Here is an 18786-nt window from a genome sequence, read left to right on the forward strand (position 1 = left end):
ACCTTGCGATCGATCACTCGGCCCCCCGGATGTGGTCCCCCCGGACTATTGAACGACGAATGCCGCGCCGGGATACGTCGAACCGGCAACTCAGCGCTTCGAGACGAAGACGTGAGAGGCGACACGGCGCGGAATCTCGGTGGAGCGGCTGTCGGCGGTGTCGTCACACGTCACTCGAATACCCTCATCGGCGGCCGCAAGCGTCACCTCTCGTCCCGGTTGAATCCCGATCTCCTTGAGCCTGAGCATCAGCGCGCGATCGCCCTGCACCTGCTCGCTGATCCGCTGGACGACCACGGGCACCCCCGTCGCGGTGGCGACCTCGGTCATCAGTGCCAGCGGCTCCGCGGTCCGCGGTTCCGCCCACGCCTCGATGTCGATGTCGGCGCCGAGCTCGGCCAGGCCGGGGATCGGGTTGCCGTGCGGGCACGTCGACGGGCCGTCGAGCAGGGCGACCAGGCGCCGCTCGACCTCCTCCGACATCACGTGCTCCCAGCGGCACGCCTCGACGTGGACGTCCTCCCAGGGCAGGCCGATGACGTTCACCAGGAGGCATTCGGCGAGGCGGTGCTTGCGCATGACCCGGACGGCCAGCGAACGGCCGGTGTCGGTGAGCTCCAGGTGGCGGTCGCCCTCGACCTTCAACAGGCCGTCGCGCTCCATCCGCGCGACCGTCTGGCTGACCGTCGGACCGCTCTGCGACAACCGCTCGGCGATACGCGCGCGAAGAGGGACGATGCCCTCCTCTTCGAGCTCGAAGATCGTCCGGAGGTACATCTCCGTGGTGTCGATCAAGCCGTGTGCGGTCAAGGCTTCCTCCAGTCTCGCCCCATGCTACGGCGGATCAGCGACGGTTGGGGAACCGAGGACGGCGGGGGGCGATCCTCCTACTCTTTTGTTATGAACGTTCCGCGCGGACCTGGTCTTCCCCGACGGATTCGGGCCTCGCGCCATGGGTAGATTGAGCGCGCCATGACACGTTTCGAGGGAGCCGAGCAGTACGTCCCGGCAGGGGCGGACCTCGACGGGCTGCGACGCGCCGTCCAGGACTGCCGGGGCTGTGACCTGTACGAGAACGCCACCCAGGCGGTGCTCGGATCGGGCACCGCGGCCGCGCGGGTCGTGCTGGTCGGCGAGCAGCCCGGCGACCAGGAGGACCGGCAGGGCGCGCCGTTCGTGGGCCCGGCCGGCCGGCTGCTGGACAAGGCGCTGGCCGAGGCGGGCATCGAGCGGGGCGATGCATATGTCACCAACTCGGTGAAACATTTCAGATACAGCCAGTCCGGGCCCGGGAAGCGCCGCATCCACCAGACGCCCGACGCCACCCACATCACGGCGTGCAAGCCGTGGCTGACCTCCGAGTTGCGGATCATCGACCCGGAGGTGATCGTCGTTCTCGGCGCGACGGCCGGCAAGGCGCTGCTGGGCCCCTCGTTCCGGGTGACGAAGCAGCGCGGGCAGTTGATCCCGCGCCCGCCGCTGGACGACGAGTCGGCCACGCAGAACGGCTTCTACGTCGCGACCGTCCACCCGTCGGCCGTCCTGCGCGCCGACGACCGCGACGCGGCGTTCGCGGGCCTGGTCTCGGACCTGAAGGTCGCCGCGCAGGTCCTGCACTGATCCCCCCGGGGCGGAGTCAGCCCGGCAGGGCCGGCAGCCCCGTCGGCCCGGCAGCCCCGTCGGCCCGGCAGCCCCGTCAGCCCGGCAGGGGCGACGGCCCAGGCGCCCCGGCAGGGCGGGATCAGCCCGACAGGGAGGCGCCGAAGGCGGCCGTGGCGGCGGACAGTCCGGCGGATCTCCCGCCGAACACCGTCATGCCCGCGATCCCCTGCCCGGGGTAGATCGATACACCGCCGTCTCCGTCGTTCTCGCCGGGGGTGCCGACGGCGAGGTCGAGCCGCGTGTCGCCGTCGAGGTCGGCCAGGGACAGCGCGGCGCCGTACCGGTCGCCGGTCTCCGCGACGCCCGGCACGCCCTCGGTGTCCTGGCTGAACGACGAGGAGCCCGCGCCGAGGTTCCAGTGGGCGTCGCCGTGCAGGACGGTCACGGCCCCGGCGTTCCGGCGCTTCCCGATGGCCTCGCCGGGGGCGCCGACGACCACCTCGGCGCGCCCGTCGCCGTCCCGGTCGCGCGCGACGACCGCCGCGCCGAACTCGTCCCCCTTCTCCCCCTTGCCGGGCACGCCCTTGGAGTCCTGCCCGTAGGCCCGGGGATGCCGCAGGTCACCGTCCGGGTAGATCTTCACGAGCCCGCCGTGGGCGCCGCCGGGGTCGCCCGCGACCACGTCGCCGCGGCGATCTCCGTCGACGTCGGCGATGGCCAGGCCGCCGGTGGACCCGACGCTCGCCGTTCCGGACACCGCCCGCAGGCCGGTCCTCGATCCATGGAGGATGCGGAGGACGCCGTCGGCGTTCCAAGCCGCATCGGCGTACCCGTCGCCGTTCACGTCCCCGGCCGCGATCGCGACCCGGCGGGCGGTCCGGCCCTTGACGGTGGCGACGACCGTCGGGACGCCGGTGACGAAGTCGATGACCAGGAGCGCGGAGTCGCCCGCCACCAGGAGGTCGGGACGCCCATCGTGGTCGACGTCGCCGACCGCCAGGGCCCGGCCGGCCCCGCCTCCCGGCGTCAGGACGGCCCGGCGGCTCAGGCCCGACGTGCTCCCGCCGAAGATCTCGATCGTGCCGCGGCCCGGCGCGCCCACGGCCAGGTCCGTACGGCCGTCGCCGTCGAAGTCCGCGGTCGCGACGGCCGTCCCGAACGCCCCTCCGGACCGGAGCGGCGCGAGGACCCGGTGACGTCCGAGGTCGACGCCGTTCCGTGAGCCGTACACGACCGTCACCCGGCCGCCACCGCTCGCGGCCGGGGCCCCGATCACCAGGTCGCCGTACCCGTCACCGTCGAGGTCGGCGACTCCGGGTGTACGGACGGCGGCACGGGCGGGAGCCGCGCCGAGCGCCGCGGGCAGGCCGATCAGGGCGAGCGTCAACGCCGCTCGCATGCGTCGCTGCATGAAGAGACCTCGGTTCCGGGCGGGTCGGAAGATCACTTAGGCGGTGCGAACGGTAGTGGGCCGATCGCTCCCGGGCAACGCCCCGCCGCGGCGAGTCCTCTCCATCCCGGCGAGTCGGGTCTCGGCGAATCCTCTCCGGGCAGCGGTCTTCCGACTATCCGTCGGTGGTGTAGCGGAGGAAGGACGGAACGGCCAGCCCGACCAGGACGACGAGGATCGCGCAGGCGATGCCGCCACCGACCCAGGACGCGGTCGCGCCGACCGCGGCGCCCACGGCCCCGGCGCGCAGGTCGCCCAGCCGGGGGCCGCCCGCGACCACGACCGTGAACACCCCCTGCAGGCGGCCGCGCATCTCGTCCGGGGCGTATGTCTGCAGGATCGTCTGCCGGAACACCGACGACACGAGGTCGGCCGCGCCGCCGAGGGCGAGGAACAGCAGGGCGAGCCACAGCGAGTGCGCGAGCCCGGCCGCCGCCACGGCGAGTCCCCAGGCCGCGATGACGGCGATCAGGGCGACGCCCTGGCGCCGGATGCGGCCGATCCAGCCGGACAGCAGGCCGCCGACGACGGCGCCCACGGCGATGGCCGCGACCAGCCAGCCGACGGCCTGCTCACCGCTGAAGCGGGTGTCGGCGACCTCCGGGAACAGCGCCCGTGGCATGGCCACGCCCATCGCGATGATGTCGACGACGAACGACATCATCAGCACCGGCCGGGTGCCGAGGAACCGCAGGCCCTCGAAGACCGAGCGCAGTCCCGGACGGTCGGACCTGTCGCCGAGGGGCGGCATGGCCGGCAGGCGGATCGCGGCGTACAGCCCGACCGTGAAGAGCACGGCGTCGATGCCGTACGCCAGCGCGTACCGGTTGTTCCCGATCACGACACCGGCCAGCACGGGGCCGATGAAGGTCGCGGTCTGGGACGCGGTGAAGTTGAGGGTGTTGGCCGCCGGGACGAGCGTGACCGGCAGCAGACGCGGGATCACGGCGCCACGGGTCGGCGAGGTGATCGCGAATCCGACCGACTGGACGACGACCAGCCCGATGATCAGTGGAACGTTCCCGGCGTGGAGCATCGCCTGGATCAGCAGGCCCAGCGTGGCCGCCCACGTGACGAGCGACGCAAGGACGAGCAGCCGCCGGCGGTCCATGGCGTCGGCGACCGCCCCGCCCCAGAGTCCGAAGACGATCAGCGGTACGAGGTTGGCCGGACCGAGGAGTCCCACCCACAGCGAGGACTTCGTCAGGGCGTACACCTGAACGGAGATCGCCACCGAGGTCAGCTGGAAGCCGGTGAACGAGACGGCCTGCCCGAGCCACAGCCGCCGGAACGACGGGTCGCTCAGGGGACGCGTGTCGATCGCCGCGCGCCGCGCCAGCCCGCGAAGGCCCGGGGCCGGGGCGGATTGCGGCGCCGGCGAAGAGGCGTCCTCGGTCACGGAGTCGAGCTCAGAAGAGGGGGGATCGGGGTTCGGACTCACGGCCTAAGTCTCTCGATGACCCATTCGCCCGTTTCGTTCGGGTGGGCGCGACGATAGCGGAGTCGGTCATGTAGGCGGTTCGTCCGCCCCTGCCAGAACTCCACGGTCGCCGGGAGGACCCGGTAGCCGCCCCAGAAGTCCGGCATGGGCACCTCGTCCGGCCAGCGCGCGGCCAGTTCGGCGAACCGGCTGTCCACCTCGTCGCGGTGGGCGACGACCGCGGACTGGTACTCGCTCGCCCAGGCCCCGAGCTGCGAACCGTGCGGGCGGGTCTGGAAGTACTCCTCCGACTCCTCCCGCGACAGGCGCTCCGCGACGCCCTCGACGATCACCTGGCGGCGCAGCGGGTGCCACGGGAACAGCAGGGCGACACGGGGATCCGCGGCGATCGCCTGCGCCTTGCGGGACCGGTGGTTCGTGAAGAAACGAAACCCTTCCGGGCCGTACCCCTTCAGCAGGACCGTCCGCGTGCTCGGCCTCCCGTCGGCGTCGACGGTGGACAGGATCATCGCGTTGGGCTCGGGCAGACCCGCCCCGACGGCGTCGGTGAACCAGGTTCCGAACTGGGTCAGCGGGTCGGCCGCGAGGTCGCGGGCATGTAGGCCCACACCGGAGTACGACTCTCGGAGGGCGGCGACATCAAGATGCTCCACGACAGGACATCCTCTCGCGAGAGACCATGGACGACGAGACAAGGTTCCCGCGAGAGTTGCTCAAACGGAAAGAATTGCGCATCTCACACCCCCCCGGGTACGGCTCACGGAGGATGAAGCGGTTCAATTACGAGTTGGCGTCTGTACATCAAGGGGACGAAAGGCAGGACAGAACATGTCCGACTTCAAACCCGGCCTCGAAGGCGTGGTCGCCTTCGAGACTGAGATCGCTGAACCGGACAAGGAGGGCGGCGCTCTCCGGTACCGGGGAGTGGACATCGAAGATCTCGTTGGCCGCGTCTCCTTCGGTGACGCATGGGGGCTGCTGGTCGACAACAGCTTCACCCCCGGACTGACCCCGGCCGAGCCGCATGTGCTGCCGGTGCACTCCGGTGACGTCCGCGTCGACGTCCAGAGCGCGCTGCCGATCATCGCTCCGGCGTACGGCATGCGCCCGCTGCTGGACATCAGCGACGAGCAGGCCCGCGAGGACCTGGCCCGTACGTCCGTGACCGCGCTGTCGTTCGTGGCGCAGAGCGCCCGCGGCCTCGGCCTGCCGATGGTCTCCCAGAACCGCGTGAACGAGGGTAAGACGATCACCGAGCGGTTCATGATCCGCTGGCGTGGTGAGCCCGACCCGAAGCACGTGAAGGCCATCGACGCGTACTGGGTCTCCGCGGCCGAGCACGGCATGAACGCCTCCACCTTCACCGCCCGCGTCATCGCCTCCACCGGCGCCGACGTGGCGGCCTCGATCTCCGGCGCCATCGGCGCGATGTCCGGCCCGCTGCACGGCGGTGCCCCGGCACGCGTCCTGCCGATGATCGAGAAGGTCGAGCAGCTCGGTGACGCCCGCAAGGTCGTGACCGACATCCTGGACAACCACGAGCGCCTCATGGGCTTCGGCCACCGCGTCTACCGCGCCGAGGACCCGCGCGCCCGCGTGCTGCGCCGTACCGCCAAGGAGCTGAACGCCCCGCGGTTCGAGGCGGCCAAGGCGCTGGAGGACGCCGCCCTCGCCGAGCTGCGCGAGCGCCGTCCCGACCGCGCGATCGAGACGAACGTGGAGTTCTGGGCCGCGGTGATCCTCGACTTCGCCGAGGTTCCGCCGCACATGATGCCGGCCATGTTCACCTGCGCCCGTACCGCGGGCTGGGCCGCGCACATCCTGGAGCAGAAGCGCACCGGACGTCTGGTCCGTCCGAGCGCCCACTACGTCGGCCCGGCGTCCCGCCCGGTCACCGACGTCGAGGGCGCCGCGGAGGTGCTGGACAAGCGCTGAAGGAGTCCCGCTCCGTACGGCCCGTGATGCTCCCGGCACCACGGGCCGTTCTGGCGCCGAGGAGGATCAGGCCGTGTACACCGGTCCCCGCGATGAGGAACCCGATGAGCGCGACGCCGAACTGCTGCGCTATGAACGCGAGCGGCGCGAACGCGCCCGGCGGCGCGACGCGGTCTCCTGGCGGATCATCGCCTGGGTGATGGCCGGCGCCCTGGCCCTGCTCGCGTACGACTCCGGCGGCGCGGCCCTGGACGCCCACCGAGCGGGCCGCCCGTGGCTCTACCCGGCGACCGTCTCGGCCGCCTGCGTCCTCTGCCTCCTCGGCCTCGCCGTCCGCGCCCTCCGCCGCCGCTGAAACGGGCCCGAGCGGCCGGTTCCGGCGTCTCAACCTCTGGAAAGGTCCGCTGCGGATCGCCGGGGCTGAATTAGGCTTGCTGCACGTGACCGACATCGTGATTCCCGACAGCCTCAAGCCCGCCGACGGCCGCTTCGGCTCCGGGCCGTCGAAGGTCCGCCTCGAGCAGCTCGCCGCCCTGGCCGAGTCCGGTTCGACCTACCTCGGCACCTCGCACCGGCAGCGGCCGGTCAAGTCCCTCGTGGGGCGGGTCCGCGAAGGGCTGGCGCGGCTGTTCTCGCTGCCCGACGGCTACGAGGTCGTGCTGAGCAACGGCGGCACCACGGCGTTCTGGGACGCCGCCGCGTTCGGGCTCGTACGGGAGCGGTCCCAGCACCTCACCTTCGGAGAGTTCTCCTCCAAGTTCGCCAAGGTCACGAAGAAGGCGCCCTGGCTGTCCGACCCGTCGGTGCTCCAGAGCGAGCCGGGGTCGCGCCCGTCCCCGGTGGCGGACGACACGGTCGACGTGTACGCCCTCACCCACAACGAGACCTCCACCGGCGTCGCCATGCCGATCGAGCGGCCGTCGGACTCGGGCCTCGTGCTCGTCGACGCGACCAGCGGCGCCGCCGGCCTGCCCGTCGACGTGACCCAGACGGACGTCTACTACTTCGCGCCGCAGAAGGGCTTCGCCTCCGACGGCGGGCTCTGGCTGGCGCTGATGTCCCCCGCCGCGCTCGCCCGGATCGAGGAGATCGCCGCGTCCGGCCGGTACATCCCGGACTTCTACGACCTGACGGTCGCGGTGACCAACTCCCGCAAGGACCAGACGTACAACACGCCGGCGGTGGCGACCCTGCTGCTCATGGCCGAGCAGATCGAGTGGTTCCTGGAGCACGGCGGCCTGGACTGGTCGACCGGCCGCAGCGCCGACTCCGCGCGGCGCCTCTACACCTGGGCGGAGAAGACCTCCTACACCACGCCGTTCGTCGCCGACCCCGCCCACCGCTCGAACGTCGTCGGCACGATCGACTTCGAGGGCGTCGACGCCGCCGAGGTCGCCAAGATCCTGCGCGCCAACGGCATCGTCGACACCGAGCCGTACCGCAGCCTGGGCCGCAACCAGCTGCGCATCGCGATGTACCCGGCGATCGACCCCGACGACGTCGAGGCCCTCACCGCCTGCATCGACCACGTCGTCGAGCGCCTCTGACGAGGGAATGGCCTCGACGCCACACCTGTGCCGTCCACCTCAACCGACCCCGCCCGAGGGGAGGTGGGGGCGCACGTCAGTCCCGTAGATCACTGGCGTTCACTCGATGGGGTGGGTGTCGGGGGCTCGGGTGATGCCCTTTCGGGCGGCGGCGACGGCGTGGTCGGGGCGGTCGGTGTAGGTGGCGATGGAGGCGAGGGCGTCGGCGGCCCAGGCGCACAGTTCGTCGTGGCCGGCCTGGTCGGCGTGCTCGAACGAATCGATCGCGTACGCCTCGGCGGTCAGGGGATGGCCCAGGTCGTGGGCGAGCCAGGCGAGCAGCTCGGACAGCCAGGCCGCCCAGACGTACAGCTCACGACCCTCCTTGAGCGTGTGCGGGCCCCGGATCAGCTCGTGTACGCGGGCCCGGTACGCGCGGGCGACCGCGAAGACCTCGGCGGGCGGCTCGCTCGTGTAGGACCGGTCGATGGCGGCCCCGGCCGCCTGGAGGTGCTCGAACGTCCCGGCACCGACCGCGGATGCCCCGGCGAACCGGGTGAACTCCATCGCCTCACCCGCGGCCTCCCCCAGCACCGCCGCCATCGCGGCGGGCACCACCGACGCGGCCAGGCCGAGGCGGAGTGCGTCGCGGCGCTTCGTGGCATCCACCTCCCTCCCCTCCGAGCCTGCGCCGCCGTCGCCCCACCCGGCCAGACCCAAATCCGGCGGAGGCCGGAACAGCTCCTCTTCGGTCGTGTCGAACGCCGTGGCGTAGGCCGCGGTCCAGTCGCGGGGGAAGTGCTCGCCCTTCTCCCAGCCGAGGATCTGCCGGACGAGGGAGGTCACGGGCGGATACGGCCGGCCGGTGGCCTTGAGCAGCCGGCGCGCCATCTCGGGCTTGTTCCACCCGCGCCGCTCGCGTTCCACTCGTAACCGCGCCGCCCACCACGGCAGCGCCTCACACCGCGCGGCGGTGCTGAGTCCCGGGCTGCGGCAGACCGTGGTGTGCGGGGCCGATCGCGACGGGCGGCTGCTGTTGGCCCCGATCCTGCGGACCGACCGGCGGGCCGTCCATCGGGCACTGTCGCACCTGGAACGGGTCGGGTATCTGGGAACGGTTCCCGGCAAGGGGACCTATGTCAGGCCACCGGCCGACTGGCCCCCGAACCCGGCCGCCGCGTTTCAGCCGTGAGGATCGATCTTGATGACGGGCGGCTGGTCCTCGTCGAACCATCCGGACGAACGAAGCGCCTGCAGCATCCGTGCACGTCGCTCGGGGTCGGCGCGGTCGAGGAACAACACGCCGTCCAGGTGGTCGGTCTCGTGCTGGACGCAGCGGGCGAGCATGCCCGAGCCGACGATCTGCACGGGATCGCCGTGAACCGTGTAGCCCTTGGCGACCACGTTCATCCGGCGTTTCGTATCGAAATGGATCCCGGGGATCGACAGGCAGCCTTCCGGACCGTCCTGCTCCTCCTCATCGGGGAACTCCAGGACCGGATTGACCAGGTGGCCGAGCTGGCCCTCGGCGAGGCTCTCGTGGAACGTGAAGACGCGCAGGCTCACGCCGATCTGCGGAGCCGCGAGTCCGGCCCCGTTGTTCTCGTGCATCGTCTCCGTCAGGTCGGCGACCAGCGTACGCAGCTCCGCGTCGAAGTCGACGACGGGCGTCGCCGGTTTGCGGAGGATCGGGTCGTCGAACAGGCGGACAGGCTGAACGGTCATGCGTTGAGTCTTTCATCGGGGGACGAAACCGTCCGTGGAGTCGTCGATCTTCCCCTGCGAGAGGCGCCACAGCTCGACCGTCTCGGTGCGGCCGGGTCGAGCGCCGGGGAGCTCTCGAAGGTCGGGTGAGGACGGGTTACAGCTCGGGCGGTGGGGCGGCGGCGTGGCCGGCGTCGGGCGGGCCCCAGGGCAGGCCGTGGCGCTCGCAGGCGCGCCGCAGCTCGGCCAGGTCCGGTGGGAAGGACACCCGCCGCAGGACCCGGCCCACCGGGCTCCACACGACCAGGCGCGGCGCCTCGGACTCGTCGATGCCGACACCGCCGAGCGCTTGTCGTGTCACGCTCCATTCGGTCCGTCCGAGGCGCGTCACCGAGGAGATGCCCGAGGCGGAGACGCGGAGTTGCGGACGGTTGCGGTCGTACAGCCACGTGCCCGCGAGCCCGAGGACCAGCCCGGTCGGCGCGGACCACGACAGCGCGGTCCAGAATCCGCCGAGGTCGCCGCGCAGCCAGATCGACCCGAGGACCGCGACGAGCTCGCAGAGCGTCGCGGTGACCGCGTACGCGAGCACGCGGGTGCGCCGGGGCACGTCGAGCTGGACGGGAGGCGGCAGCGTTCCCGTCTCGTCCGCCATGGCGGTGAGCTCCGGTTCGAGGGCGGCCTCGATGCGGGTCATGGAGCCGTGGAACGCCGCGTTGACGTACGCGTCGTACTCCGCGTCGGTGATCGGCAGCCGCATCCGCCGCGCCGCCTCGCGCAGGTCCGTACGGGAGATCCGCAGCATCGACAGCGGCGCGGCGAGGAACTCGTCGCCGTCGTCGTCGTACATGCGCAGCCAGGCGTGGCCGTCGACGGTGAGGAGCTCCATGCCGCCGATGCGGTCGCGCGGCATCCGCAGGATCACGTCGCCCGCGCCGTCGGCCCAGCCGATCCCGTCCTCGTCGACGACGAGGCGGCCGCCGGGCACGCGCGCGAAGATGTCCGGCAGCCCGGCGAGGCCGTACTGCGACGGCCTGCGCACGCCCTGGTCGGGCGTGACGACCTGGTAGCCGCGCTCGCTGAGCGCGTGCGTGAGCTGGAAGGCGTCCAGGCCCTCGGCGGGGAGCCGCGCCAGGACCTGCAGCCGGTGCCCGAACACGGTCGCGACGGTGTGGCGTCCGGTCAGCGTGCCCGACACGGGGTCGACGGCCGTGCCCGGGCCGACGACGACGGCGGCGACGTGGTCGGCGCGGACCCGCCACTCGGCGACCGTGGCGTGCCGGACGCGCAGCTCCGTCGGCGTGATCGACCAGGACAGCGGGGCACTCGTCAGCCGCCGACGGCGGGCTCCCAGCACCGCGACCGCGCCGACGACCGCCCACAGGCCGCCCATGACCCGGTCGCCGAGGCCCGGCGTGCCTTCGAGGGCGATCCGGGCGATCATCGTCAGGGCCAGCAGCGCGAGGAGGAACCCGAGCGCCACCGCCCGGCGCCGGCCCGTGACCGTGTTGCCGAGCGTGGCGGGCGTGGTCTGGACGGCCGGGTGCGGCTCGTGCGCGACGGCCAGCAGCGTCGCCTCCTGGTCGCGCAGGCGCTGCTCGGCGCGGCGGCCGAGCGCGCGCGGCGCGTCCTCCTCCGACGGCAGGTCGCCCTCGTCGAACACCGAACGGTCGCCGTCGATGACGTGCGTGGTGATGCCGAGCCTGCGGGCCGTCATGTAGAACGTCAGCGGGTCGAAGCCCATGTCCGTGAGGGTGCCGGCCGTGGTCGAGCCGAACTTGTGGAAGACCGTCAGGACCCCGTCGTCCGCCGTGACCGTGAACTCCTCGATCCGGTCACGTTCGTACGCCTCGGCCACCGAGCCGTCGGCCGCGAGGCGTTCGAGGCCCGCGGCGGACAGCCGCCAGACGCCGGTACGGCGCGCCCGCAGGCCCAGCAGCCACGGCATCGCGTTGCAGGCGACGATGGCGCCCGTCCACACGGCGGGGTTCGAGATCGGCAACAGGGCGACCAGCAGGGACAACAGCGCGAACGGGCCGGGGGCGACAGGACGCGACCGCCGCACGGGGGCCCGAAGGCCGATCAGCTCGAGGTCCACGAGTAGAGATCGTGACACGTCACCGTCCCATTCGTCATGACGCTCGTCTGCGAGCGAACACCACAACACCGGCCAGGGCGAGCGCCCCGACGACCACCAGTCCCAGCGTCCGGTGGCCCGTCTTCATTCCGCCGCCGGACCCGCTCGTGGACGTCGCACGCCCCTTCGGCCTCGGCGTCGGCTTCGGCAGCGCCTCCTTGGGCACCGGTTCCCGCCACAGCGGCTGCCGTACACCCTCGGAACTGAACAGCAGCGACCTGCCGTCGGCGGTGTAGGTGATCCCCTCGCCGAGCTTCTGGTCCGGGACCTTCACCCCGGTCAGCTCCTTGCCGGGGGCGGTGTAGATCTCGGCGTCCCAGTAGCCGCGGATGACGAATGTCCGCCCGTCGGGGGCGTACGCCCCGTCGGTCGCGTACAACGGGGCGTCACCGACGTGGTGCATGACGTTGTAGCCGCTCGCGCTGAGCCTCTTCGGCCCCTCGTACAGCGACCCGCCGAACTCCTTGCTCGCGACGTAGAGCCGGTTCGTCCGCGGGTCGATCAGCAGGGTCTCGGCGTTGTGCGGCCCGTCCTCGAACTTGATCCGGTACGCGGTGGCCCGCACCGTCTGCGTGCGGATCGTCCTCGGCTCCGGGATGCGGTAGACGGTGGAGTACGGCTGGTCCTTGAGGTTGTCGCCGATGTCGCCGACGTACAGGGCGCCGTCCCCGCCGATCGCCATCGCCTCCCAGTCACGGTTGCGCGCCCCGCCGAGCGTGATCGCCGCCCGGACCCGGCAGTCGTCCGTGCCGAGCGCGAACAGCCGCGGCGTGCCGCCCGAGTCGTTGAAGGTGTAGACGATGCCCGGATGGCGGCGGCTCGCGGCCAGCCCGCTGGACTCGTCGATGCGCGGATCGTCGATCGTGCACAGCTGCTCGGCGCCCTCGGCGACCGCCCGCGCGTCGGCCCGCGCGGGCGCGGCCCACACGAGCGGCCCGCCCACGGCGAGGAAGGCGGCGAGCGTACGTGACGGCACGCCCCCGGCCCGCGTCGATCCACCGGGGAACCCGCCCCGGCGCGGCCGCCTCAATGGAGCAGCGTGCCCAGCACGACGGCGAAAACCAGCGCGGCCAGAACGGTCGGCAACAGCCATCGAGGAGCACGGTTCACACGCCGAGCCTATGCGCTCCGGCTCGAGAGTCGAGCAGCCCCCGCCCCGAGCCGGCCGGGCTCGCGGCCGGCGCCCCTACTAGTCCCGGAACCGGGCCGGGTCCACCTCCACGGCGAACGGCTGCGTCAGCTTCACCGGCCCCTCCGACACGACGACCTCTCGATACGCTCCGGCGTCGGCCAACTCGAAGACGGTCAGCCTCGGGCTGGGGGAGAGCTCGGCGATCCAGTAGTGCGGAATGCCCGCCTCGGCATAGGCCTCGAGCTTTTCGCCGAAGTCGCGGTTGCGGCTCTGCCTGTTCCCACTGATCTCCACAGCCAGCATCACGTCGGCCGCCTCGTACTCCTGCGGCTCGGACTGCAGGGCGTCGAGGCTCACCACGACCAGGTCCGGCACCTTCAGCCAGTCGTCCCGCCGATGCGTGACGACCTCGACCTCCTGAACCACCGCCAGACCGGTGGCTCTTGCGGGACCGTGCAGGGCCATGGCGAGCTGCAGGGACGCCACCTGATGGGGGGATGCTGGGCGGGGGCTCACGATCAGGACACCATCGTCTATTTCGTACCGGTGGAGCTCGTCCTCCGGCAGTCGGCGGAGAGCGTCAACGGTCCAATGACCGTGACTCTCCGTGAACGATAGCGACACTGTGCGTCCTCTCCCACCTGGTTGCGAAACTCAGCGTAGTTCGATCCTCATTGATCGTGTGGGGAGACCGCCTGATCTGTCGTTGATCTGGGGCAGTATGACCGGGTGACGGACGCACAGGCGGCGCCTCCGGGGACCCGGGTGCTGGAGGCCGTGCTCGAGCGGATCACCTTCGCCAGCGAGGAGACCGGGTACACCGTCGCGCGGGTCGCCCCATCGGGGGCGGCGGGGCGTAGCCACGGGGGTGAAACACCCCGTACCGGCGCGGACCTGCTCACGGTCGTGGGACCGCTGCTGGGCGCGCAGGTCGGGGAGAGCCTGCGGCTGACGGGGCGGTGGACCTCGCATCCGAAGTACGGCCGGCAGTTCGAGGCGGTCTCGTACACGACCGTGCTGCCCGCGACCGTGCAGGGCATCCGCAAGTACCTCGGGTCCGGCCTGATCAAGGGGATCGGGCCGGTGATGGCGGACCGGATGGTCGAGCACTTCGGCACCGACATCCTGCGGGTGATCGAGGAGGAGCCCGAGCGCCTGGTCGAGGTGTACGGCCTGGGGCCGAAGCGGTCGGGACGCATCGCCGCCGCGTGGGAGGAGCAGAAGGCCATCAAGGAGGTGATGGTCTTCCTGCAGGGGCACGGCGTGTCGACGTCCCTGGCCGTACGGATCTACAAGCAGTACGGGGACGAGTCGATCTCGGTCGTACGGAAGGAGCCGTACCGCCTGGCCGCGGACGTGTGGGGCATCGGGTTCAAGACCGCCGACACGATCGCGCAGGCGGTCGGCATCCCGCACGACAGCCCGGAGCGGATCAAGGCGGGCCTGGCGTACACGCTGTCCCAGGCGGCCGACAACGGGCACTGTTACCTACCCGAACCCAACCTCGTCACCGAGGCGACCAAGATCCTGGAGGTGCCGCGCGAGCTGGTCCGCCCGTGCCTGGAGGAGGCGGTCGCGGCCGAAGAGGTCATCCGCGAGCGGGTCACGGTCGAGAACGGTGACATTCCGGCGGTCTACCTGCCGCCCTTCCAGCGCGCCGAACGCTCCCTCGCCACGGGGCTGCTCGAACTGCTGCGCGCCGGCACGGACCGGCTGCCCGGGTTCCACGACGTCGACTGGGACAAGGCGCTCGGCTGGCTGCGGCAGCGGACCGGGACCCCCCTAGCGCCCGAGCAGGAGGACGCCGTACGCCTGGCGCTGACCGAGAAGGTCGCCGTGCTCACCGGTGGCCCCGGCTGCGGGAAGAGCTTCACCGTACGGTCCGTCGTCGAGCTGGCACGGGCCAAGCGGGCGAAGGTCGTGCTGGTCGCGCCCACGGGGCGGGCGGCCAAGCGGCTGGCCGAGCTGACCGGTCACGAGGCGGCGACCGTGCACCGGCTGCTGCAGTTGCAGCCCGGCGGGGACCCGAAGTTCGACCGCGACAACCCGCTCGACGCCGACCTGGTCGTCGTCGACGAGTCCTCCATGATCGACGTGATCCTCGCGAACAAGCTGGTCAAGGCGATCCCGCGCGGGGCGCACCTCCTGCTCGTCGGGGACGTCGACCAGCTCCCGTCCGTGGGCGCCGGAGAGGTGCTGCGCGATCTCCTCGCCGCCGACGCGATCCCCCGCGTACGCCTCACCAAGATCTTCCGGCAGGCGCAGCAGTCCGGGATCGTGGTGAACGCGCACCGGATCAACGCGGGACAGCACCCGCAGACGCGCGGCTTCCCGGACTTCTTCCTGTTCCCGTGCGAGGAGGCCGAGGCGACCGCGGAGCTCACCGTGGACATCGTGGCGCAGCGGATCCCGCGCAGGTTCGGGCTCGACCCGCGCCGTGATGTGCAGGTCCTCGCGCCGATGCACCGCGGCCCGGCCGGCGCGGGCAACCTCAACATCCTGCTTCAGGAGGCCCTCACGCCGCACCACGACGGACGCCCCGAGCGGAGGTACGGCGGGCGGGTGTTCCGCGTCGGCGACAAGGTCACCCAGCTGCGGAACAACTACGACAAGGGCGACGCCGGGGTGTTCAACGGCACCGTGGGCGTGGTGACCGGCCTGTCCCTGGAGGAGCAGACGCTGACCGTGCTGACCGACGAGGACGAGAGCGTCGACTACGACTTCGGCGAGCTGGACGAGCTCGCCCACGCGTACGCCGTGACGATCCACCGCTCGCAGGGCAGCGAGTATCCGGCCGTGGTCATCCCGCTCACGACCGGTTCCTGGATGATGCTGCAGCGGAACCTGCTGTACACCGCCGTCACCCGCGCCAAGAAGCTCGTCGTGCTGGCCGGGTCCCCCCGGGCCCTGGCCGCCGCCGTCCGCACGGCGGGCGCCGGACGCCGCCACACCGCCCTGGACCACCGCCTCCGAACCGACGGCTGACGCGCGGTCTTACGCGCAGGTGGACGTTCCGGACCGGAGTTGAGCAGAACGCTCGGGGAAGGAGCCACCGGACCAGGGTCTTCCCGACGTATCGCCACCGGTCAGCGCCCCTACACCGGGCTTCGGGCGCGCCTCCGCGGGTCGACGGCGCAACCGATCCCGGCCGACCGGGGTTCTTGGTGCGACAGCGCACAACGGTGCACCACGGGGGTGCGCGAGCGCTGACGCGACAAGGAAGGGGCCGGATCCCGATGAGCGCTCCCGGCGACGTCCGCACCGTGCTCGACGAGTTCTTCGCGGCGGAGGCCGACTACATCTCCGCGGGCGGCCCGGGCGTCGCCGACTTCGGCGGCATGGCCGCGCATCTCCACCCCGAGGTCGTGATGCACCAGGCTCCGACGCTGCCCTACGGCGGCGTGTGGCGCGGCCACGACGGCATGGAGCGCTTCATGGCCGCGATGAGCCGGGCCTGGCGGTCGCTCGAGTTCCTCGAACGGCGGCAGTGGACGGACGGCGACACCGCGATCGTCTCCAACCACGGCCGCCTGACCGCACGCGACACCGGCCGGTCGATCGAGACCACGGTGCTCCAGGTGTTCACCGTTCGCGATCTCCTCATCGCGGAGATCCGGCCCTTCTACTGGGACACCGCCGCGATCGGCGCAACCCTGCGGACGGCCGTGTCCACCGGCGTCACGGCATGACGTCGGCTCCCCCACTCACCAGGAACAGAAAGAGGATCATCATGTCTCATCTCACCGGCAAGGTCGCGCTGGTCACCGGCGGCAGCCGCGGCATCGGCGCGGCGGTCGCCTACCGCCTCGCTCAGGAGGGCGCCGACGTCGCGATCACCTATGTCCACTCCGGCGAGCAGGCCCAGCAGGTCGTGACGAAGATCGAGGCCACGGGCCGGCGCGGCATGGCCGTGCAGGCGGACGCCGCGGACCCGCAGGCGGTCGTGGCGGCCGTGGACCGGGTCGCGGCCGAGCTCGGCCGCCTCGACGTCCTGGTGAACAACGCGGGAATCGGGGTGATCGGCCCCCTGGAGGACCTCTCGCTGGACCAGGTCGACCAGGCGCTCGCCGTGAACGTCCGGGGGGTGTTCCTCGCCTCACAGGCGGCGGCCCGGCACCTCGGCGACGGCGGCCGGATCATCAGCATCGGCAGCGGCCTGAGCGCGCACGTGCCCGGGCCGGGGATGAGCGTGTACGCCATGAGCAAGTCGGCGCTGGTCGGCCTCACCAAGGGCCTGGCCCGCGACCTCGGCGGGCGCGGCATCACGGTGAACGCGCTGCACTGTGGCGCGGTCGACACCGACATGAACCCCTCGGACGGCCCGTTCGCCGAGGGCCAGCGGGCGCTCACCGCCGTCGGCCGTTTCGGCAGCCCCGATGAGATCGCCGGCATGGTCGCCTACCTCGCCGGCGACGAGGCCGGCTACGTCACCGGCGCCGCACTCGCGATCGACGGCGGCCACGCGGCCTGACCCGCCGGAGAAACCGGACGTCGCCGCGACGGCATGCCCCAGCGCGGGAGACGGTCGTCCCCGCGATCGGCGCCATCCAGCGCAGCAGCCGAGCATCGGCGCGTCCGGTGCGGCGGCCGGGCGCCGCCGCGTCCGGCGGCCCACCCGACAGGAGACGGGCGTCGCCGCCTCCCCGCCCGGGCCGATCGCCTGCTGAACCGATACGTTCTGATTAGCGGGTGAGTCGGCCCGAGCGGGGCCGCGGGTGAGATTGTGAGAGCACATGGAGCTGGTGCATTCGGGCAAGGTCCGCGACGTGTACGCGGACGGCGACGACCTGATCCTCGTCGCTACCGACCGGGTGAGCGTGTACGACGTCGTGCTCCCGACGCCCATCCCCGACAAGGGGAAGATCCTGACGCAGCTGTCGCTGTGGTGGTTCGAGCGGCTCGCGGACGTCATGCCCAACCACGTGATCTCCGCCGACGACGTCCCGGAGGAGTGGGCCGGGCGGGCGATCCGCTGCCGCCGGCTGGAGATGCTGCCGGTCGAGTTCATCGCCCGCGGCTACCTGGTCGGCCTGGGCCTGAAGGAGTACCAGAAGCAGGGGACGGTGTCCGGAGTGCCGCTCCCGTCGGGGCTCGTCGAGGCGTCGCGGCTACCGGAGCCGGTGTTCACGCCCACCACGAAGGCGACGTCCGGGCACGACGAGTTCATCACGTACGACGAGGTCGCCCGGGAGATCGGCGCGGAGACCGCCGAGCGGCTCCGCGACGCGACCCTGGAGATCTACCGGCGCGGGGCCGACGTGGCCGCCGAGCGCGGCATCATCATCGCCGACACGAAGCTGGAGTTCGGCCGCGCGCCGGACGGCACGCTGGTGCTGGCCGACGAGGTGCTGACGTCCGACTCCTCCCGGTTCTGGCCGGCGGACGAGTGGGAGCCGGGCCGCCCTCAGCACTCCCTGGACAAGCAGTTCGTCCGCGACTGGTCGGCGACGATCACCGACTGGGACCGCACCCCGCCCGGCCCGCCGATCCCGGACGACATCGTCGCCGCGACCCGAGCCCGCTACATCGAGCTGTTCGAGAAGCTCACCGGCCGGACGTGGAGCACCGCCTGACCCGCTCTGGACGCGGTGCGCCCAGCTGAGCTTCTCCGGACGCGAAGCGCCGCCTGGGGCCCTCCAAGCGCGAAGTGCCCGGTGAGCCTCTCCGGGCACGGAGCGGCGCTCCAGCCGCCGGGCGACGAGCGCCGACCGAGCCCTTCGGGAGCGGAGCGCCGCCTTAGCCGCTCGACCTAGGTAGGGCGTTTCCGGCGAATCATGTGCTGGTCGATCTGTGACTGCGCCGCGCGAGGGAACGGTACGGCCGGCACCGGTCGGGCAGAACGGTCCGCCCGCCAGGTGG

At 71.9% G+C, this 18786-nt stretch carries 18 protein-coding genes; 9 read left to right on the forward strand and 9 right to left on the reverse strand.

Annotation, left to right across the window (positions count from 1 at the left end):
* Nucleotides 1-90: 90 nt before the first annotated feature.
* Nucleotides 91-810 (reverse strand): metal-dependent transcriptional regulator, encoded by a 720-nt coding sequence (locus NDW01_RS09335; RefSeq protein WP_256511206.1) that lies wholly within the window; start codon nt 808-810, stop codon nt 91-93.
* Between the two features lie 162 nt (nt 811-972).
* Here NDW01_RS09335 and NDW01_RS09340 point away from each other — a divergent pair, with 162 nt between their 5' ends.
* The gene (locus tag NDW01_RS09340; RefSeq protein WP_252818839.1) at nt 973-1620 is read left to right on the forward strand and encodes a UdgX family uracil-DNA binding protein; all 648 of its coding nucleotides are present in this window, start codon (nt 973-975) and stop codon (nt 1618-1620) included.
* A 121-nt stretch (nt 1621-1741) separates the two neighbouring features.
* On the opposite strand, the gene NDW01_RS09345 is transcribed toward NDW01_RS09340, so the two are convergent.
* The 3 genes from NDW01_RS09345 to pdxH form a co-directional block, all read right to left on the reverse strand.
* Nucleotides 1742-3013: an FG-GAP repeat domain-containing protein gene (locus NDW01_RS09345; RefSeq protein ID WP_252818841.1), complete on the reverse strand. Its 1272-nt coding sequence runs from the start codon at nt 3011-3013 to the stop codon at nt 1742-1744.
* Nucleotides 3014-3167: 154 nt separating this feature from the next.
* On the reverse strand, nt 3168-4493 hold the full coding sequence (locus tag NDW01_RS09350) for an MFS transporter (RefSeq protein ID WP_252818843.1): 1326 nt from the start codon (nt 4491-4493) through the stop codon (nt 3168-3170).
* Nucleotides 4490-5146 carry a pyridoxamine 5'-phosphate oxidase gene (gene pdxH / locus NDW01_RS09355; protein ID WP_252818845.1) on the reverse strand — a complete coding sequence of 219 codons (657 nt, stop codon included), beginning with the start codon at nt 5144-5146 and terminating at the stop codon, nt 4490-4492. Before pdxH ends, NDW01_RS09350 begins: the two co-directional genes overlap by 4 nt.
* Nucleotides 5147-5321: 175 nt before the next feature.
* On the opposite strand from pdxH, the gene NDW01_RS09360 reads away from it, so the two are divergent.
* The 3 genes from NDW01_RS09360 to serC all read left to right on the forward strand — a co-directional run bounded on the left by NDW01_RS09360 (nt 5322) and on the right by serC (nt 7975).
* On the forward strand, nt 5322-6428 hold the full coding sequence (locus NDW01_RS09360; protein WP_252818847.1) for a citrate synthase 2: 1107 nt from the start codon (nt 5322-5324) through the stop codon (nt 6426-6428).
* Nucleotides 6429-6501: 73 nt separating this feature from the next.
* A complete protein-coding gene (locus NDW01_RS09365) occupies nt 6502-6783 on the forward strand; it encodes a hypothetical protein (protein WP_252818849.1) in 282 nt (93 codons plus the stop codon).
* An 85-nt stretch (nt 6784-6868) separates the two neighbouring features.
* Nucleotides 6869-7975 (forward strand): phosphoserine transaminase, encoded by a 1107-nt coding sequence (gene serC / locus NDW01_RS09370; RefSeq protein WP_252818851.1) that lies wholly within the window; start codon nt 6869-6871, stop codon nt 7973-7975.
* Between the two features lie 99 nt (nt 7976-8074).
* Here the strand turns inward: serC and NDW01_RS09375 are convergent, their stop codons facing one another.
* On the reverse strand, nt 8075-8881 hold the full coding sequence (locus tag NDW01_RS09375; protein ID WP_252818853.1) for a hypothetical protein: 807 nt from the start codon (nt 8879-8881) through the stop codon (nt 8075-8077).
* 46 nt (nt 8882-8927) lie between these two features.
* Here NDW01_RS09375 and NDW01_RS09380 point away from each other — a divergent pair, with 46 nt between their 5' ends.
* Nucleotides 8928-9146, forward strand: coding sequence for a GntR family transcriptional regulator (locus NDW01_RS09380; RefSeq protein ID WP_252818855.1), 219 nt, complete (start codon nt 8928-8930; stop codon nt 9144-9146).
* Here the strand turns inward: NDW01_RS09380 and def are convergent.
* The 4 genes from def to NDW01_RS09400 all read right to left on the reverse strand — a co-directional run bounded on the left by def (nt 9137) and on the right by NDW01_RS09400 (nt 13551).
* Entirely contained in the window at nt 9137-9679 is a 543-nt protein-coding gene (gene def, locus NDW01_RS09385) for a peptide deformylase (protein WP_252818857.1), read from the reverse strand. The two genes, NDW01_RS09380 and def, sit on opposite strands and share 10 nt — an antisense overlap.
* 136 nt (nt 9680-9815) lie before the next feature.
* Entirely contained in the window at nt 9816-11756 is a 1941-nt protein-coding gene (locus NDW01_RS09390; RefSeq protein ID WP_252818859.1) for a hypothetical protein, read from the reverse strand.
* Between the two features lie 34 nt (nt 11757-11790).
* Nucleotides 11791-12825 (reverse strand): hypothetical protein, encoded by a 1035-nt coding sequence (locus tag NDW01_RS09395; protein ID WP_252818861.1) that lies wholly within the window; start codon nt 12823-12825, stop codon nt 11791-11793.
* Between the two features lie 159 nt (nt 12826-12984).
* Complete coding sequence (locus NDW01_RS09400) at nt 12985-13551, reverse strand: Uma2 family endonuclease (protein WP_252818863.1); 567 nt, start codon at nt 13549-13551, stop codon at nt 12985-12987.
* Nucleotides 13552-13656: 105 nt separating this feature from the next.
* Here NDW01_RS09400 and recD2 point away from each other — a divergent pair, with 105 nt between their 5' ends.
* From recD2 to NDW01_RS09420, 4 genes are all read left to right on the forward strand, one after another.
* A complete protein-coding gene (gene recD2, locus NDW01_RS09405) occupies nt 13657-15912 on the forward strand; it encodes an SF1B family DNA helicase RecD2 (protein ID WP_252818865.1) in 2256 nt (751 codons plus the stop codon).
* Nucleotides 15913-16163: 251 nt separating this feature from the next.
* A complete protein-coding gene (locus NDW01_RS09410; RefSeq protein WP_252818867.1) occupies nt 16164-16616 on the forward strand; it encodes a nuclear transport factor 2 family protein in 453 nt (150 codons plus the stop codon).
* A gap of 41 nt (nt 16617-16657) precedes the next feature.
* On the forward strand, nt 16658-17398 hold the full coding sequence (locus tag NDW01_RS09415; protein WP_252818868.1) for an SDR family NAD(P)-dependent oxidoreductase: 741 nt from the start codon (nt 16658-16660) through the stop codon (nt 17396-17398).
* Between the two features lie 262 nt (nt 17399-17660).
* On the forward strand, nt 17661-18500 hold the full coding sequence (locus NDW01_RS09420; protein WP_252818870.1) for a phosphoribosylaminoimidazolesuccinocarboxamide synthase: 840 nt from the start codon (nt 17661-17663) through the stop codon (nt 18498-18500).
* Nucleotides 18501-18786 lie beyond the last annotated feature (286 nt).

This window comes from Actinoallomurus soli (assembly GCF_024055715.1).
GTDB lineage: Bacteria > Actinomycetota > Actinomycetes > Streptosporangiales > Streptosporangiaceae > Actinoallomurus > Actinoallomurus soli.

Excerpts from the sequence above, each read along its gene's own strand:
- NDW01_RS09345 (WP_252818841.1), bottom strand. The coding sequence starts at position 3,013 with ATGCAGCGACGCATGCGAGCGGCGTTGACGCTCGCCCTGATCGGCCTG.
- NDW01_RS09420 (WP_252818870.1), top strand. The coding sequence starts at position 17,661 with ATGGAGCTGGTGCATTCGGGCAAGGTCCGCGACGTGTACGCGGACGGC.
- NDW01_RS09340 (WP_252818839.1), top strand. The coding sequence starts at position 973 with ATGACACGTTTCGAGGGAGCCGAGCAGTACGTCCCGGCAGGGGCGGAC.
- NDW01_RS09410 (WP_252818867.1), top strand. The coding sequence starts at position 16,164 with ATGAGCGCTCCCGGCGACGTCCGCACCGTGCTCGACGAGTTCTTCGCG.
- def (WP_252818857.1), bottom strand. The coding sequence starts at position 9,679 with ATGACCGTTCAGCCTGTCCGCCTGTTCGACGACCCGATCCTCCGCAAA.
- NDW01_RS09415 (WP_252818868.1), top strand. The coding sequence starts at position 16,658 with ATGTCTCATCTCACCGGCAAGGTCGCGCTGGTCACCGGCGGCAGCCGC.
- NDW01_RS09360 (WP_252818847.1), top strand. The coding sequence starts at position 5,322 with ATGTCCGACTTCAAACCCGGCCTCGAAGGCGTGGTCGCCTTCGAGACT.